Annotated in this window: 17 protein-coding genes; 7 read left to right on the top strand and 10 right to left on the bottom strand. The window is 70.2% G+C overall.

The features are described from left to right. Positions 1–81: 81 nt before the first annotated feature. The 6 genes from EWV39_RS13190 to EWV39_RS13865 all read left to right on the top strand — a co-directional run bounded on the left by EWV39_RS13190 (position 82) and on the right by EWV39_RS13865 (position 5,022). Positions 82–1,008, top strand: coding sequence for an ABC transporter permease (locus EWV39_RS13190; RefSeq protein WP_129661219.1), 927 nt, complete (start codon positions 82–84; stop codon positions 1,006–1,008). Continuing rightward, positions 1,001–1,975 (top strand): ABC transporter permease, encoded by a 975-nt coding sequence (locus EWV39_RS13195; protein ID WP_129661222.1) that lies wholly within the window; start codon positions 1,001–1,003, stop codon positions 1,973–1,975. Before EWV39_RS13190 ends, EWV39_RS13195 begins: the two co-directional genes overlap by 8 nt. Next, positions 1,975–3,678 (top strand): dipeptide ABC transporter ATP-binding protein, encoded by a 1,704-nt coding sequence (locus EWV39_RS13200; protein ID WP_129661225.1) that lies wholly within the window; start codon positions 1,975–1,977, stop codon positions 3,676–3,678. The genes EWV39_RS13195 and EWV39_RS13200 overlap by 1 nt, the downstream gene beginning before the upstream one ends. A gap of 524 nt (positions 3,679–4,202) precedes the next feature. Then, complete coding sequence (locus EWV39_RS13205; RefSeq protein WP_129661228.1) at positions 4,203–4,379, top strand: ribonuclease PH; 177 nt, start codon at positions 4,203–4,205, stop codon at positions 4,377–4,379. After that, positions 4,376–4,756: a hypothetical protein gene (locus tag EWV39_RS13210; protein ID WP_129661231.1), complete on the top strand. Its 381-nt coding sequence runs from the start codon at positions 4,376–4,378 to the stop codon at positions 4,754–4,756. The genes EWV39_RS13205 and EWV39_RS13210 overlap by 4 nt, the downstream gene beginning before the upstream one ends. A 110-nt stretch (positions 4,757–4,866) precedes the next feature. Then, the gene (locus EWV39_RS13865) at positions 4,867–5,022 is read left to right on the top strand and encodes a hypothetical protein (protein ID WP_165313325.1); all 156 of its coding nucleotides are present in this window, start codon (positions 4,867–4,869) and stop codon (positions 5,020–5,022) included. 286 nt (positions 5,023–5,308) lie between these two features. On the opposite strand, the gene EWV39_RS13215 is transcribed toward EWV39_RS13865, so the two are convergent. The 4 genes from EWV39_RS13215 to EWV39_RS13230 all read right to left on the bottom strand — a co-directional run bounded on the left by EWV39_RS13215 (position 5,309) and on the right by EWV39_RS13230 (position 9,559). After that, a complete protein-coding gene (locus tag EWV39_RS13215; protein ID WP_129661234.1) occupies positions 5,309–5,968 on the bottom strand; it encodes a nucleotidyl transferase AbiEii/AbiGii toxin family protein in 660 nt (219 codons plus the stop codon). Beyond that, positions 5,955–6,293 carry a transcriptional regulator gene (locus EWV39_RS13220; protein WP_129661237.1) on the bottom strand — a complete coding sequence of 113 codons (339 nt, stop codon included), beginning with the start codon at positions 6,291–6,293 and terminating at the stop codon, positions 5,955–5,957. Before EWV39_RS13220 ends, EWV39_RS13215 begins: the two co-directional genes overlap by 14 nt. 71 nt (positions 6,294–6,364) lie before the next feature. Next, positions 6,365–7,702 carry an MFS transporter gene (locus EWV39_RS13225; RefSeq protein WP_129661240.1) on the bottom strand — a complete coding sequence of 446 codons (1,338 nt, stop codon included), beginning with the start codon at positions 7,700–7,702 and terminating at the stop codon, positions 6,365–6,367. A 186-nt stretch (positions 7,703–7,888) separates the two neighbouring features. Then, positions 7,889–9,559, bottom strand: a complete 1,671-nt coding sequence (locus tag EWV39_RS13230; RefSeq protein WP_129661243.1) for an amidohydrolase — start codon at positions 9,557–9,559, stop codon at positions 7,889–7,891. A gap of 202 nt (positions 9,560–9,761) precedes the next feature. Here EWV39_RS13230 and EWV39_RS13235 point away from each other — a divergent pair, with 202 nt between their 5' ends. Then, the gene (locus EWV39_RS13235; protein WP_129661246.1) at positions 9,762–10,685 is read left to right on the top strand and encodes an Lrp/AsnC family transcriptional regulator; all 924 of its coding nucleotides are present in this window, start codon (positions 9,762–9,764) and stop codon (positions 10,683–10,685) included. A gap of 30 nt (positions 10,686–10,715) precedes the next feature. On the opposite strand, the gene EWV39_RS13240 is transcribed toward EWV39_RS13235, so the two are convergent. The 6 genes from EWV39_RS13240 to EWV39_RS13265 all read right to left on the bottom strand — a co-directional run bounded on the left by EWV39_RS13240 (position 10,716) and on the right by EWV39_RS13265 (position 14,306). Further along, a complete protein-coding gene (locus EWV39_RS13240; protein ID WP_129661249.1) occupies positions 10,716–11,216 on the bottom strand; it encodes a hypothetical protein in 501 nt (166 codons plus the stop codon). A 98-nt stretch (positions 11,217–11,314) separates the two neighbouring features. Next, positions 11,315–12,241: a GNAT family N-acetyltransferase gene (locus tag EWV39_RS14315; RefSeq protein ID WP_129661252.1), complete on the bottom strand. Its 927-nt coding sequence runs from the start codon at positions 12,239–12,241 to the stop codon at positions 11,315–11,317. Between the two features lie 51 nt (positions 12,242–12,292). After that, positions 12,293–12,763, bottom strand: a complete 471-nt coding sequence (locus EWV39_RS13250) for a hypothetical protein (protein WP_129661255.1) — start codon at positions 12,761–12,763, stop codon at positions 12,293–12,295. A gap of 92 nt (positions 12,764–12,855) precedes the next feature. Beyond that, positions 12,856–13,581 (bottom strand): GntR family transcriptional regulator, encoded by a 726-nt coding sequence (locus tag EWV39_RS13255; protein WP_129661258.1) that lies wholly within the window; start codon positions 13,579–13,581, stop codon positions 12,856–12,858. A gap of 6 nt (positions 13,582–13,587) precedes the next feature. After that, positions 13,588–14,079: a PTS sugar transporter subunit IIA gene (locus tag EWV39_RS13260; protein WP_238148355.1), complete on the bottom strand. Its 492-nt coding sequence runs from the start codon at positions 14,077–14,079 to the stop codon at positions 13,588–13,590. After that, a complete protein-coding gene (locus tag EWV39_RS13265) occupies positions 14,076–14,306 on the bottom strand; it encodes a PTS sugar transporter subunit IIB (protein WP_129661261.1) in 231 nt (76 codons plus the stop codon). The genes EWV39_RS13260 and EWV39_RS13265 overlap by 4 nt, the downstream gene beginning before the upstream one ends. Between the last annotated feature and the right edge of the window lie 78 nt (positions 14,307–14,384).

The raw sequence follows: 14,384 nt of genomic DNA on the forward strand, positions 1-14,384 counted from the left end.
CCCCGCTCTCCGGCGCCGCGGCCCGAGCCGCATCCGCTCGCTCCGGCCCGCCCCGCCGCTCCTCACGGAGGTTCATCAACTGTGTGGCGCTACATTGCCCGAAGGCTGCTCCAGACCATCCCCGTGGTCCTGGGCTCCACTCTCCTCATCTACGCGATGGTCTTCCTCCAGCCCGGAGACCCCATCGTCGCCCTCTTCGGCGAGAAGCCGGTGTCCGAGGCCACCCGCGCGCAGCTCATGGCGCAGTACAACCTCGACCAGCCGTTCATCGTCCAGTGGTTGCTCTTCCTCAAGGGCGCGCTCGTCGGGGATTTCGGCATCGCCTACTCCGGCCAGCCCGTCTCCGAGCTGATCGCACGGGCCCTGCCGGTCACCTTCCAGCTCGCGGTGATGGCCCTGATCTTCGAGGCCGTCCTGGGCGTCGTCGCCGGCTTCTACGCCGGCCTGCGCCGCGGCAAGATCTTCGACTCGACCATGCTGGTGGTCTCGCTGATCGTGATCGCGGTCCCGATCTTCGTCCTCGGCTTCATGATGCAGCTGGTCTTCGGCATCCAGCTCCAATGGGTGCCGGCCACGGTGGGCAGCAACACCTCGTTCACCAACATGATCCTGCCGGCCCTGGTGCTGGGCCTGGTCTCCTTCGCCTACGTGCTGAGGCTGACCCGCACCTCCGTCATCGAGAACCTGACCGCCGACCACGTCCGCACGGCCCGCGCCCACGGCGTCCCGGACGGCATGGTCAACCGGCGGCACGTGCTGCGCAACTCGATGATCCCCGTGGTGACCTTCCTGGGCGCCGACCTGGGCGCGCTCATGGCGGGCGCGGTGGTCACGGAGGGCATCTTCAACATCAACGGCATCGGGAACCTGGCGTACCAGGCGATCCTGCGCGGTGAGAACCCCACCGTCGTCTCCGTGGTGACGGTCATGGTGATCATCTACGTGGTGACCAGCCTGCTCGTCGACCTGCTCTACGCCGTGCTCGACCCGAGGATTCGTTATGCCTGAGACCACCTCACTCCCGGGGCAGACGCACTTCGTCGCCCCCTCCTCCGAGACGCCGCTGCAGGCCACCGGCATGGTGGACACCAGCGCCCCGCCCGAAGGCCAGTGGAAGGAGGCGTGGAAGGTCCTGCGCCGCAACTGGCTCTTCTGGGTCTCCGCCATCCTGCTGCTGTTCATCCTCGTGGTGGTGTGCTTCCCCGGCCTGTTCACCGGCGTCGACCCGCGCCAGTCGATGCTCTCGAAGAGCCTCCAGGGGCCGCAGTCCGGGCACCCGTTCGGCTTCGACAAGCAGGGGTACGACGTGTACTCCCGCGTGGTCTACGGGGCTCGCGCCTCCGTCGTCGTCGGCCTGCTGACCACCGTCATCGTGACCGTCATCGGGCTGTTCACGGGCGCCGTCGCCGGCTTCTTCGGACGCTGGGTGGACGCGCTGGTCTCCCGCATCGCGGACATCTTCTTCGCGATCCCGCTGCTGCTGGCCGCGATCGTCGGGCTCTCCGCGCTGAACAACGTCTGGCCGGACCGGGGCTACTGGGGCGGCGTGCTCGCGGTGGTCTTCGCCCTGGCGGCGTTCGGCTGGCCGCAGGTCACCAGGATCGCCCGCGGCGCCGTGCTGGAGATCCGGGGGCTGGAGTTCGTCGACGCCTCGCGGGCCATCGGGGCCTCGAAGTGGCGGAACCTGTTCTCCCACATCATCCCGAACTCGCTGGCGCCGGTGATCGTCACGGCCACCGTCTCCCTGGGCGTCTACATCGTCGCCGAGGCGACCCTGTCCTTCCTGGGCATCGGCCTGCCGCCGAGCATCGTCTCCTGGGGCAACGACATCGCCGCGGCCCAGAGCCAGGTGCGCTCCGGCGACAACCTCCACGTCCTGTTCGCCCCCGCCGGCGCGCTCGCCGTCACCGTCCTGAGCTTCATGCTCCTGGGCGACGCCGTGCGCGATGCGCTCGACCCGAAAGCGAGGAAGTGATGACACAGCCTCTCCTGCAGATCAGGGATCTGCACATCGCCTTCACCTCCGGCAAGAAGGACGTCCCCGCCGTGCGCGGCGTCGACCTCACCGTCTACCCCGGCCAGACCGTGGCCATCGTGGGGGAGTCGGGCTCGGGGAAGTCGACGACGGCGCACGCCGTCATCGACCTGTTGCCCGGCACCGGTCACGTCACCGCAGGCTCCATTGAGTTCGACGGCGTCGACCTCATGAAGCTCGGCGGCCGCAGGCGCCGCTCCTACCGGGGCGACCGGATCGGCCTGGTGCCCCAGGACCCGATGTCCAACCTCAACCCGCTGTACCGGGTCGGGGCGCAGATCAAGGAGGTCCTGGAGGTCAACGACGTCGCGCGGGGCAAGGCCGCGGACCGCCGCGTCGTCGAGCTGCTGGAGGAGGCGGGACTGGGTGACGCCGAGGCCCGCGCCAAGCAGTACCCGCACGAGTACTCCGGCGGCATGCGCCAGCGCGCGCTGATCGCCGCCGGCCTGGCGGCCCGGCCCCAGCTGCTGATCGCGGACGAGCCGACCTCGGCGCTGGACGTGACGGTGCAGAAGCAGATCCTGGACCACCTGGACGGGCTGACGGACGAGCTCGGCGTCGCGGTCCTGCTCATCACGCACGACCTCGGCCTGGCCGCCGAGCGCGCGGACCACCTGGTGGTCATGTACAAGGGTCAGGTCGTCGAGTCGGGACCCGCGCTGCAGATCCTCCGGGACCCGCAGCACCCGTACTCGCAGCGGCTCATCAGCTCCGCGCCCTCCCTGCGCTCCCGCCGGCTGGCGGCCAGCGAGCGGGCCGAGGTGCGGGAGGAGGCAACGGAGGCCGCGCTGGAGGTCGCCGAGGATACCATCGCGGAGGCCTCCGAGTTCGGCGGCGAGGCCACCGGCCCGGTGATCCGCGCGACGGACCTGACCAAGGTCTTCAAGCTGCCGGGCAAGGGGTTCTCCAAACGGGACTTCACGGCGGTGGACTCGGTGTCCTTCGCGCTCGAGCGCGGCACCACCACCGCGATCGTGGGCGAGTCGGGGTCGGGGAAGTCGACGGTCGCGCGCATGGTCCTGGACCTGCTGGAACCGACCTCCGGGACGGTGGAGTTCGACGGCGTCGACGTCGGCTCCATCCGCACCCGCGCCCAGCAGCTGGACTTCCGGCGCCGGGTGCAGCCCGTCTTCCAGAACCCGTACGCCTCACTGGACCCCATGTACTCCATCTACCGGTCCATCGAGGAGCCGCTGCGGCTGCACGGCGTCGGCACGGGCAAGGAGCGGGAACGGAAGATCAGGGACCTGCTGGACAAGGTCTCGCTGCCGGGCGCGGTGATGTCGAGGTACCCGAACGAGCTGTCCGGCGGGCAGCGCCAGCGCGTGGCGATCGCCCGCGCCCTGGCGCTGGACCCGGAGGTCGTGGTGCTGGACGAGGCGGTCTCCGCGCTGGACGTGCTGGTGCAGGCGCAGATCCTCAAGCTGCTCAACGACCTGCAGGCCGAGCTGGGGCTGAGCTACCTGTTCATCACGCACGACCTCGCGGTGGTACGGCAGATCGCGGACCAGGTGCTGGTGATGCAGAAGGGCCGCGTCGTCGAGCAGGCGGGCAGCCTCGAGGTCTTCGACCATCCGCGCGAGGAGTACACCAAGCGGCTGCTGGCGGCGATCCCGGGGCGGAGCGTAGAGCCGGCGTCCTGAGGGATGCGGAGACGAGGATCGGGGCACGACGTCGCATCGGGCGGCGTCGTGCCCCGGCTTGCGTCACGCCGCAGCTCGTAGGGCGGGGCCCCGGCTGAGGCTTGAGGGCGGGTTTTCGCGTGCAACACGCGAAAAAACAGTCCTCATCCAGATAAAATACCTAGTCAGTTGGCTCTTCCCCGTACACGCGGGGGTATTTCCTATGGACACAACGAACCCCGGAACCGCCTAAGCTCTTCCCCGTACACATGGGGGTATTTCCAAGGTGTACGTCCAGCAGCGGACCGTGGCCACCTCTTCCCCGTACACACGGGGTATTTTCTACAACGGGTCCGGACCGCGCTTGAACGCCAGCTCTTCCCCGCACATATAGGGGTATCTCCCTCACCGGAAGGGCACGACTTATCCCCTGCGGCTTCAGGGGGCGTGCATGTTGTACAGAAGGCACCATAACCTGATGAGTCGGCGTCCACAATTGTCTATCCCTCTTGCCTTGATTAGGCAAGGGGGGATAGACGATACTCATGAAGAGAACCGCAGTGCTCAAGAAGCTCAAACGGCAGGCCAAGGCCCGCGGCCTGGGATACGGAACCCGTGAGGGAACCCGCCACGCCATCGTCACCATCGGATCGACCAGCAGGACGCTGGGTCGGCACTCCGAGATCGCCGAGGAACTAGGGAAGGGATGGTGGCGCCGATGAGCACCGCATACACCGTTGAAGCGACCCCGCTGGCCCGCGGGGGGTGGACCCTGGTCGTCGAGGGCGTCGGGGTCAGCCAGGTCCGTCGCCTGGACCAGGCGGAGGATGAGATGCGCGCCGCGATCGCCGACCTCACGGGCCAGGCGCCGGAGGCCATCACCGTGGCCCTCCACACGAACATCTCCGAGGACGTCAGCTCGAGCCTCGACGAGATAGAGACTCTCCAGAGCCGGGCCGACCAACTGGCCCAGGAGGCCTCGGCCAAGCGGCGCGAACTCGCGCGGCATCTGCGCGAGGAGGAGCACCGTTCTCTTCGGGAGACCGGGTCCATCATGAAGCTCTCCCACCAGCGGGTCAGCCAGCTGATGGCCGAATAGCGACGGTGATCTTCCATGTCATGCCGCCACGGAGGAAGATCCGGGACAGGGCCCTGGAAGAATGGGAACGTCGCAGGAACGCCCAGATGAGTCCACGAGAGGAAGCCGCGATGAACGCCGAGACCCCCGACCACGAGGCCCTGAGTCGCTGGGCTGAAAGCGACGCGATGCCCGAGGCCATCTCCAGTGCTCGGCGCATTATCGAAGGCAACGATGAAACCCACGCCGCCGCCCGGGCGATGATCGAGGCCGCGGCTGGCGGGTGACCGAATCGGGGCGCGGCGCCCTCCGGCGCGGACAGCTTCCCCCGGAGACAGGTGCGTCTGCCTCAGGCCATGAGCGATCGCTTGGATGCCTACGCCAAAGCCCATCACAAGAATCCCAGGGAGGTCATGCGCGAGGCGCTGGAAAAATATCTTCCGACTGCATGACGCGCTGTGCCGGGGGTCTCTCAGGCGCTAGCCACCGCTCCTGGAGCACCTGTAAGCTGCTCCTCCTCGCCAGCAGAAGACGTTTCTGCACCTAGGCCGGTGGCTAGATGAGATAGCCCTTTCATCCGCTGAGCTCCTCGCCCCAAGCGCCCATGCGTCGCTTGATGTTCTCCAGCTGCTCCTCCGTGATCCCGTATGGGAGTACTTCGCCGAGTCGGATCTTGTAGACATCCTGGAGCAGCTCACCGAAAAGACGCCGGTCCAGACCCGGATCTTGGGCTTGGCCGGCCTGCAGCAGGTGCCCGTCAGTGAAGCGTCCCGTCTGGCGGATCGCGTCGACGTCCAGGAAGACCCTCGGGTAGCCGCGGCTGTACAGAGCGCTGACCTTGCTCCCTATGGCGTCGTCCAAGGCGAGGACCGGGCCGATCTCCATCCGGACCGGCTGATGCCCGCGATAGTCGAGGCCGAAGTCCACCTCGAGGCGCTGGTCTCCTCGACTGACGCCGATGGACTTGTAGGTGGGGAAGTCCCGTCCTACCTCGACGTCGTACCCGGCCGCGCGCAGCATCTCCACCGCCCGTTTCGTGGCCGGTACGAACGTCTGCGCCGAAGACATCTCGGTGAACATGTCCACGTCCTTGGTGGGACGGTCTATGAGGCCGTGCTCGCGCAGCGCACCGGAGCCGGTGAGGACGAAACCCTGCGCCTGCAGCTGCTCCAGCAACAGGTGGGTGACCTGCCGTTGGAAGCGGAGGTCTCGTTCCCGATCAGAGGACGCCATGGGAGTTCTCCGGCAGATGCTCGGGGAACCGGGCGCGCCACAGGCTGCGCACGCGCGGGGGCAGGACCATGTCGGCCCAGATCGAGCGCAGCAGATCCGGGTTGAGGTACCTCTCCTGATCCTCGGCGAGCCCCTCGCAGATGACCGCGCGGTACCCCATGCGAAGCTCTCCCGGCTCCTCGAGGCGGATCCGGCGATCCTCGACCCAGTGCAGAGTCACCGGCATTTCGAGGACGCCGTGGTCCGGGCCCCGCAGATCCTCCCAGCGTTCCGGGACCGAATAGACCTTCCGGTCCCCGAAGCTCGTTCTGTCCTCAACGGTCATGCTCGCCTCCTCACCGATAGCTACCACGGTACAGCGGGGGAGTATGCCGCGGGTCGGGACGTCCGCTTTTCTCACTGCGTCGTGCGCTGCCGTACCCCAACCGCTCCCATGGTCTCGTCGACGTCGTCCACGTACTGCGGCGCCGCGGCCAGGCAGATCGCGCCGAGGGCGCACATCCCGGCCAGCAGGCCGATGATGGGCCAGATGCTGCCGGTCGCCTGGAACATCAGCGTCGCGGCGATGGGGGAGAGGCCGCCGAAGATCGCGCCCGCCGCCTGATAGGCGACCGAGATGCTCGTGTACCGCGCGAGCGGGCGGAACATCTGCGACATCGCGGTGGCCATGGGCCCGTAGGTGGCCGACATCGCGAACCGCATCAGCGCGAACATCACGAAGATCAGCGCGACGTTCCCGCCCCCGAGCGTCAGGAACATCGGGATCCCGAGCACCGCGACGAGGATCGACCCGGAGATGATGACCGTCTTCCGGCCGATCCGGTCGCCCAGCCACCCGAAGAGGACGGTGGCGCACAGCTCCACGATCGAGGCCACGCTCAGCGCGTTGAGGATCAGGATCTCGGGGAGGCCGACGCTGGGGTCGGTCGCGTAGGTGGTGGCGAACGTCGTCGTGAGGTAGTAACCGCCGACCGCGACGGGCAGCGCCCCGATGCCCAGCAGGAGGGTCCGCCAGTTGCGGCGCAGCGCGTCGACCAGCGGGGCCCGCTGCCGGACCGCCTGAGCCTTCAGCGCCGCGGTCTCCGTCTCGAAGACCGGCGACTCCTCGACGGTCCACCGCACGACGAACCCGACGATGACCAGCAGGGCGGAGAGCAGGAAGGGGATCCGCCAGGCGAAGTCGAGGTAGCCCTCCTCCCCGGTGATGCCGATCAGCAGGCTCAGCAGGCTCGTGGCCATCAGCGCGCCCGCCGGGTTGCCGAGCTGGGTGAAGGAGCCGTAGAAGGTCTTCTTCCGCTCGTCCGCGTGCTCGACCGACATCAGCACGGCACCGCCCCATTCGCCGCCCACCGCGAGGCCCTGTAGGAAGCGCAGCACGACGAGGAGGATCGGGGCCATGACGCCGACCGACGCGTAGGTGGGCAGCACGCCGATCAGGAACGTCGCCGCGCCCATGATCGACAGCGTGAGCACCAGGGCCGGCCGCCGGCCGAACCGGTCGCCGATGTGGCCGAAGACGACGGCGCCCAGCGGCCGGGCGAAGAAGCCCACGGCCGCCGCGCCGAAGCCCGCCGCGATGGCGGTCAGCCGGTCGGTGCCCTCGGGGAAGAAGAGGACGTTGAAGACGAGCGTCACCGAGAACGCGTAGATGTAGAAGTCGTACCACTCGATCGCGGTGCCGATGAAAGCGGCGAAGGCGGCTTTCCGCGCCTGCTTCGTGCGCTGGGGTGCCATGGGGGATCCCGTTCTGTGTGCTGGTGCGTGCGTGGAGGGGGAAACGGTGGTGGTCGGGTCCGGAGGGTGCCGGGTCGGGTGGTCTGGAGGATGCCGGGCCGGGCGCCCCGGAGGGACCAGGGCAGGGTGCCTTCGGAGGGCGCGGAGTCGCGGATTCCCCCGGAGGGCGCGAGGCCGGGCGGAGGGTCAGCGCCCGTGGACGCGTGCCCCGCCGACCCAGGTCGAGAGCACCTCGACGCCGGCCAGCTCCTGCGTCGGCGTCTGGTGCGGATCGCGGGCGAGCACGGCGAAGTCGGCGCGCTTGCCGACCTCGAGGCTGCCGATCTCGTCCTCGCGGCCCAGCACTCGGGCCGCGGAGATCGTGTGCCCTCGCAGCGCGGTGTCGAGCGAGACCGCGAGGTCCTCGGGTCCGAGGTGCGTGCCCCGCCGGGTGACGCGTGAGACGGCGGCCTGGATCGCCTCCATGGGACGGGGGTCGGCGACGGGCGCGTCCGAGGAGATGGTCACCTGCACGCCGGCCCGCTCGAACTCGCCCAGCGGGTTGAACCGCTCGCCCGGCGTCCCGATGGCCTGCTCCACGCCCTCGCCCCAGTTGTAGTGGTGCTGGGGCTGGTTCACGGGATAGATGCCGGCTGCGGCCATGCGCCGGATTTGCTCGGGGGTGGGGAGGCCGCAGTGCTCGATGCGGTGCCGCGCATCGGGATCCGGCCGCTCGGCCAGCGCCTCCTCGATCGCGGAGATCACCATCTCCAGCGCGGTGGGTGACTGCGAGTGGGTGGCGGTCTGCAGGCCGACGCGGTGGGCCTTCCTGATGAGCTCGGCGTAGTCGCCGGGCTCGTGGTACAGCTGGCCGGTGCGGCAGGGGTCGCCCACGTAGCCGTCGGGGAAGTACGCCGTCCAGCCGCCCAGGGTGCCGTCGGAGTAGAACTTGATGCCCGCGAAGCTCAGGTGCTCGTTGCCGAACTGGCCGTGCAGGCCCATCTCGACGGCGTCGTCGAGCAGGTGGGAGAGCAGGTACATGCTGACCCGCACCTTCAGGTCGCCGGCCTCGGCCAGGCGGAGGTACATGTCGAACTCGCGGCGGCTGACCTGGCAGTCGCCGATGGTCGTGACGCCGCCGGCCAGGAAGCTCTCCTGCGCGGCGGCGAGCTGGCGGCGATGCTCCTCGGGCTCGTCGGCGAGGTGGAAGTTGGGGCCGTGATGGCCGATCTTGACGCCCTCCAGGCCGGTGAGCACGTTGCACGCGGCGTCGGAGAGCTCGCCGGTGAGCTCCCCGGCCTCGTCGCGGAAGAACTCGCCGCCCGGCGGGTTCGGGGTGTCCCGGGTGACGCCGTGCAGCTCGAAGGTGTGCGAGTTGACGACGCCGCCGTGGCCCGAGGCGTTCATCAGGTACACCTCGCGGTCGGTCGCGACCCGGTCCAGCTCGTGGCGGGTGGGGTGGCGCCGCTCGGCGAGGTTGCGCTGCTCGTATCCGTATCCCCGGATCGGGCGGCCGGCGGGCAGGGCCTTCGCGGCCTCGCGCAGCAGCTCCACGATCTCGGGGATGGACCCGGCCTTCTCGGGGCCGCAGTCGACCCAGCTCATCATCTGGCCGAGCATCAGGGGGTGGGCGTGGGCATCGACGAAGCCGGGCACCACGGTGGCCGCGCCGAGGTCGAGCAGCTCGGGCTCGAGCGCGCTCACCCTCCCGGCCGCCTCCCGGCAGTCCTCGACCGGGCCGACGTGCCGGATGCGGTCCCCGAGCACCAGGAAGGCCTCGGGGGTGCTGCCGGCCTCGTCCAGGGCACGGATCCGGCCGGCCGTGACGATCCGGGGCGCGGCGGGCGCTGGGGCCTGGGTGAAAGCGAGCTTGCGCACGGTGGGGACTCCTTCGGGTCGGTGGTGACTTCCGAGGATATTCGGGGAAGCGCGGCGGAGGACAGCGGAATGATCGATAACCGTTCTCAACAAGAACAGATGGCGCTGTGCTCTGTCAGAACGTCTCATATGAGCGGCTGTGCAGAGCCGTACGAGTTTTTCTGTCCTCAGCGCCGGGACGGGATTCTGCGAGAATCGAGGCATGCCCGATTTCGACGAAGACCTCCTGAGGGCCCTGCAGGTCGATGGACGCGCCCAGTTCTCGGCCCTCGCCGCAGAGCTCGGCGTCCACCGCTCCCTCGTCGCCCAGCGCGTCCGCGAGCTGCTGGACTCGGGAGAGCTCCGGGTCCTGGCCGCGCTGCACCCCCGCGTGCTGGGCTTCTCCGTCCAGGCCCACCTGACGCTCCGCGTGGCGGGGCCGACGCGGCCGGTCTTCGAGCGGCTCCGGGGGTTCGACGGCGTCGTCTACCTCTCCGAGGTCACCGGGCCCGCGCCGGTGGTGGCCGAGGTGTGGGCCGCCTCGCAGGGCGAGCTGGCGCGCTCGGTCCGCGCGATGCGGGCGATCCCCGGCGTCATCGAGGTGCAGCTCGCCCTGTACGACCACGTGCTCAAGACCCTGCTGCTGGGCGAGGAGCCCGAGGACTCGGAGCTGGTGTTCGACGACTTCGACGTCGCGATCATGACGAACCTGCAGCGGGACGGCCGGCTGACCTTCGGCGAGCTGGCGCGCCGCACGGGCCGCTCGGCCTCCGCGTGCCGGAGCCGGACGCTGCGGCTGCTGGAGGCGCGCGTCATGCAGATCGGCGGGGTGCGCCGGCGCAGCAGCGTGACCAGGGGCGTGCTGTTCGGCCTCGGCGTCTCGCTGACGGGCGGCGAGGAGGAGCAGCGGGACGTCGAGGCCGCCGTCCTGGAGCTCCCCGGCCTGGAGTTCCTCGCGCGCACGACCGGGCGCTTCTCCCTCCTGGCGACCGTGGCGGCGCGCTCCATCGCCGAGTACACCGAGGTGGTCAGGGGGCTCCGCGAGCTCGCCGGGGTGCACGCCGTGGAGACGTGGATCCACGCCTCGGTGTGGACGGAGCGCTACGAGTGGAGCCTGGACCGGCTGGTGGGGCGGCGAGGGGGCTGAGGTCCGGCGGGAGGGGCTCGTCCGCCGCGATCAGGGCCGGCCGTGGCCGCCGTCGTCGTCAGCGGATTCCAGCCGCAGGCGGAGGGCCTCGACGACGGAGCGCTGGTCGCGCGCGGTGACCACCCAGGTCCGCTCGGTCGTCCGGATGGTGATGGTCGGGCCGCCCGTCATGAGGGCGCGGGCACCGTCGCCGAGGAACCTGTAGCCGTAGCCGGCGGCGTAGGTCCAGCGGTCGGTCGGCTCGACGGAGAGGATGGACGCCGCCGGAAGACGTCTGCGGCAGTACGGCCACAGCCGGAGCTCGACGGCGCCCTCCTCGTCCTGGCGGATCTCGGTGCGCATGATGACGACGCTCGCCACGGCGCAGACCGTGAGGGGCATCACGCAGATCAGGAGGGCGAGCGTCCCCTTCCCGAGATCCCCGCCGAGGAGCCACAGCGGGAGGAGGATGGACGCGACGGCGAGGCCCATGACCGTGCAGAGGACGGCCCTGCCCATGCGCTCGAGTCCCACGGAGGATACGGTTCTCACGGCGTCCCTGCGGCCTCCTCGACGTCGGCGGTCCCTCGCTGTCGGCGGGCTCTCATCCTCCACCCTGGCACAGGAGCGGAGCCGATGCGACGATCCTCCTATCCCAGCGGCTTCTTGAAGCCCGTATGGGACGCCGCGTAGCCCAGCCGCTGGTAGAACCGGTGGGCGTCGGCGCGCACGTTGTCCGAGGTCAGCTGGGCGAGCACCGCGCCCCGGCGGAGGCCGTACCCCTCGGCCCAGGAGATCATGGCGGACCCCAGGCCCCCGCCGCGCTCGCCGGCGGCGATGCGCACCGCCTCGATCTGCAGCCTCCGCGCGCCGCCGCGGGAGAGGCCGGGCAGGATCGTCAGCTGCATCGTCCCGGCCAAGGCCCCGTCCTGTGCGACCACCACGGCGAGGAGATGGCGGGGATCGGCGTCGATCTCCTCGAAGGCCTCGCGGTACGCCTCCGCCGCGATGCTCTCGCGGCCGCGGCCCAGGGCGTCGTCGGCCAGGAGCGCGACGACGCCCGCCACGTCCTCCGCCCGGGCCCGCCTCACGCGGTAGACGCGTCCGCCGGCCGTCAGGGTCTCCTGACCGGCAGGCTCCCGTTCTGGCATGCGGGATCGATTCCGCAAGCCGTCTCCCTCGGTGCGGAAGAGTTCCGCCCGGTCATAGGGGTGGGGGAGCAGTGCTCGGACCGGATGCATCTCCGGTCCGTCCGGGCCGGGCACGCCGCACTCGATCCCGGGATCGATCTCGAAGAGGATCTGACGGCACATGCCGCATGGGGCGATCACGTCGCGCGTCGGCCCGTGGACGGCGACGACGGCCCGCACCGGGTCCTCCGGGCACCGCGCGGCATGGTTGGACAGGGCCACCGTCTCGGCGCACGGGCCGCCCAGGTAGTGGTGCGTGTTCAGCCCGCGCACCACGCGGCCGCCCTCGGTCAGCAGGGCCGCGCCCACAGTGTGGTCCGGCCCGAGGCCGCGGCGAGCCTCGTCCTGCGCCTCCTCCATGAGGCGCTCGAGGGGATCGGTCAGCATGGGCTCAGACTATCCCGCCGGGCGTCCCGCTTCCGCGCGAACCGGCTCCTGCTACCGCTGGATGGCGTACCGGCGTTTCCCGGCGGCCTGGATCATGGAGCAGAGGGAGGCGGCCAGCAGCGCGATACCGAGCACCAGCGCCGTATCTCCGCCCTGGTGCCGTTCCCGATCATCGATCACGAACCAGAGCCCCAGGAAGCACTGCCCCACCGCGACGACGGCCATCCACCCCACGTGCCCGCGGGGGATCGGCACCGGGTTCGTCGGAAGGCCCTGGCGCCGTCGGGCACTGAGGTCCAATCGATCGGAGACGAGCTGACCCCCTATGACCAGCACGACGGCGCCCGCGGAGATCCACAGCAGGTGCCACCCGCCGAACCGCGCCACGGCCAGGTAGAGGCCGAGGATCCCGGCAATGGCGAGCAGTATGAGGGCCGCACGCCCCAAGAACTCGGGCGCATCCATCCGCTTCTCCTGGTCTCCCTCGTCCGGACGGTCTCGGAGCTGAGGAACGTCGGCCACGATGCCTCCCCTGCGATCGGCTGCGCGCGGTCCGGGCCTTGGTCGGACCCGCACCTCCACTCCATCACAGGGCGGGCGGTGGCAGCGGGAGGTTACGCCCCGTCCATCCCCAGCCGCATCGACAGCTGGTACCGGTCGGACCGGTAGGTCGAGATCGAGTACTCCACCGGGACCCGGGCGTCGGGGGTGCCCGTGTAGGTGTAGCGGTGGAACAGCAGCACCGGCGTCGCCGGCTCGATCTCCAGCAGGGGGGCGATCTCCGGCGTCGCCGCGGCGGCCTCCACGGTCTGCTCCGCCATCCGCACCGGATGCCCCGCCTCGGCGAGGTGGGCGTACAGGGACCCGGTCATCTCCCGCCGCAGCAGGTCGGGGGCCAGGCGGGGCGGGATCCAGGACTCGTCGACGCTGACCGGCACCCCGTTGGCCAGGCGCACGCGCTTGACCATGAAGGCCTCCTCGCCGGCGTCCAGGCCCAGGAAGGCCGCCACCTGGGCCTCGGGCAAGCGCGCCTGGACCTCGACGACGCGCGTGCTCGGCGCGTAGCCGGCCCGGCGCATGTCCTCGTTGAAGGAGGCGAGGTGCAGGTCGGAGCGGACCCGGCCGTGGGAGACGAAGGTCCCCTTGCCGTGGATGCGCACGAGCACGCCCTCGGAGACCAGGTCGGAGACGGCGCGGCGCACGGTGATGCGGGAGACGTCGTACGTCCGCTCCAGCTGGCGCTCGCCGGGCAGCGCGTCGCCGGGGGCGAGCTCATGCAGGGCGAGGTCGCGCAGCTGCTGCCTCACCCACTCGTGCTTGTGCAGCCTGCTCTCCGTCACGGGACATCAGTCTCGCACATCGAACAGGTGCACGGTGAACAGCGTCTCACCCTCGCGCACGGTCCCGCCGGGGCCGGCGGGGGTGACGTGCTCCTTCGCGGTGTCCAGCACGACGACGGGGCAGACCGGGCTCAGCCCCCTCCCGCGGACCGCGGCGGCGTCGAACTCCACCAGGGCCTCGCCGGCCCCGACCTCCGAGCCCTCCGCGGCGAGCAGTTCGAAGCCCTCGCCGCCGAGCGTGACGGTGTCGATCCCGACGTGCACCAGCACCGCGAACCCGCGCGGGGACTGCAGCACCACGGCGTGCGGCATCGCCTTGACCACCTTCCCCGCGAGCGGGGCCGTCACGGTGAGGCGGCCGGCGTCGGGCAGCGGCTCCACGGCCGCCCCCGCGCCTACCATCCCCTGCGCGAACACCGGGTCCGGCACCTCGTTCAGCATCAGGGGCCGGCCCGTGAACGGGGCGCCGACGACGACGCCGGCCGCCTCGTGGATCACAGCAGGTCCTGGATGTCCTCGGCGATGGTCTCGGCCTCCGGGCCGACGACCACCTGCACCGCGCTGCCCGAGACCATGACGCCGTGTGCGCCCAGCGACTTCAGGGCCGCCTGGTCCACGAGGGAGGAGTCGGCGACCTCGGTGCGCAGGCGGGTGATGCACCCTTCGATCTCCTCGACGTTCTCCGCCCCGCCGAGCGCGGCGAGGATCTCCTGGGGATTGAACATGACGGCCTCCTGGATGGGGGTCTCGAGGGCGCGGTGGGGCCCTCTCCCGGCCCCGCCTCCTCGGCGGGAACGGACGGT

The organism is Rothia halotolerans (genome assembly GCF_004136635.1).
GTDB lineage: Bacteria > Actinomycetota > Actinomycetes > Actinomycetales > Micrococcaceae > Rothia > Rothia halotolerans.

Bases quoted from the DNA above. Each gene is read 5' to 3' on its own strand.
- EWV39_RS13215 (WP_129661234.1), bottom strand. From the start codon at position 5,968: ATGGCGTCCTCTGATCGGGAACGAGACCTCCGCTTCCAACGGCAGGTC.
- EWV39_RS13200 (WP_129661225.1), top strand. From the start codon at position 1,975: ATGACACAGCCTCTCCTGCAGATCAGGGATCTGCACATCGCCTTCACC.
- EWV39_RS13865 (WP_165313325.1), top strand. From the start codon at position 4,867: ATGAACGCCGAGACCCCCGACCACGAGGCCCTGAGTCGCTGGGCTGAA.
- EWV39_RS14315 (WP_129661252.1), bottom strand. From the start codon at position 12,241: ATGCTGACCGATCCCCTCGAGCGCCTCATGGAGGAGGCGCAGGACGAG.
- EWV39_RS13265 (WP_129661261.1), bottom strand. From the start codon at position 14,306: ATGTTCAATCCCCAGGAGATCCTCGCCGCGCTCGGCGGGGCGGAGAAC.
- EWV39_RS13205 (WP_129661228.1), top strand. From the start codon at position 4,203: ATGAAGAGAACCGCAGTGCTCAAGAAGCTCAAACGGCAGGCCAAGGCC.
- EWV39_RS13195 (WP_129661222.1), top strand. From the start codon at position 1,001: ATGCCTGAGACCACCTCACTCCCGGGGCAGACGCACTTCGTCGCCCCC.
- EWV39_RS13235 (WP_129661246.1), top strand. From the start codon at position 9,762: ATGCCCGATTTCGACGAAGACCTCCTGAGGGCCCTGCAGGTCGATGGA.
- EWV39_RS13225 (WP_129661240.1), bottom strand. From the start codon at position 7,702: ATGGCACCCCAGCGCACGAAGCAGGCGCGGAAAGCCGCCTTCGCCGCT.
- EWV39_RS13210 (WP_129661231.1), top strand. From the start codon at position 4,376: ATGAGCACCGCATACACCGTTGAAGCGACCCCGCTGGCCCGCGGGGGG.
- EWV39_RS13220 (WP_129661237.1), bottom strand. From the start codon at position 6,293: ATGACCGTTGAGGACAGAACGAGCTTCGGGGACCGGAAGGTCTATTCG.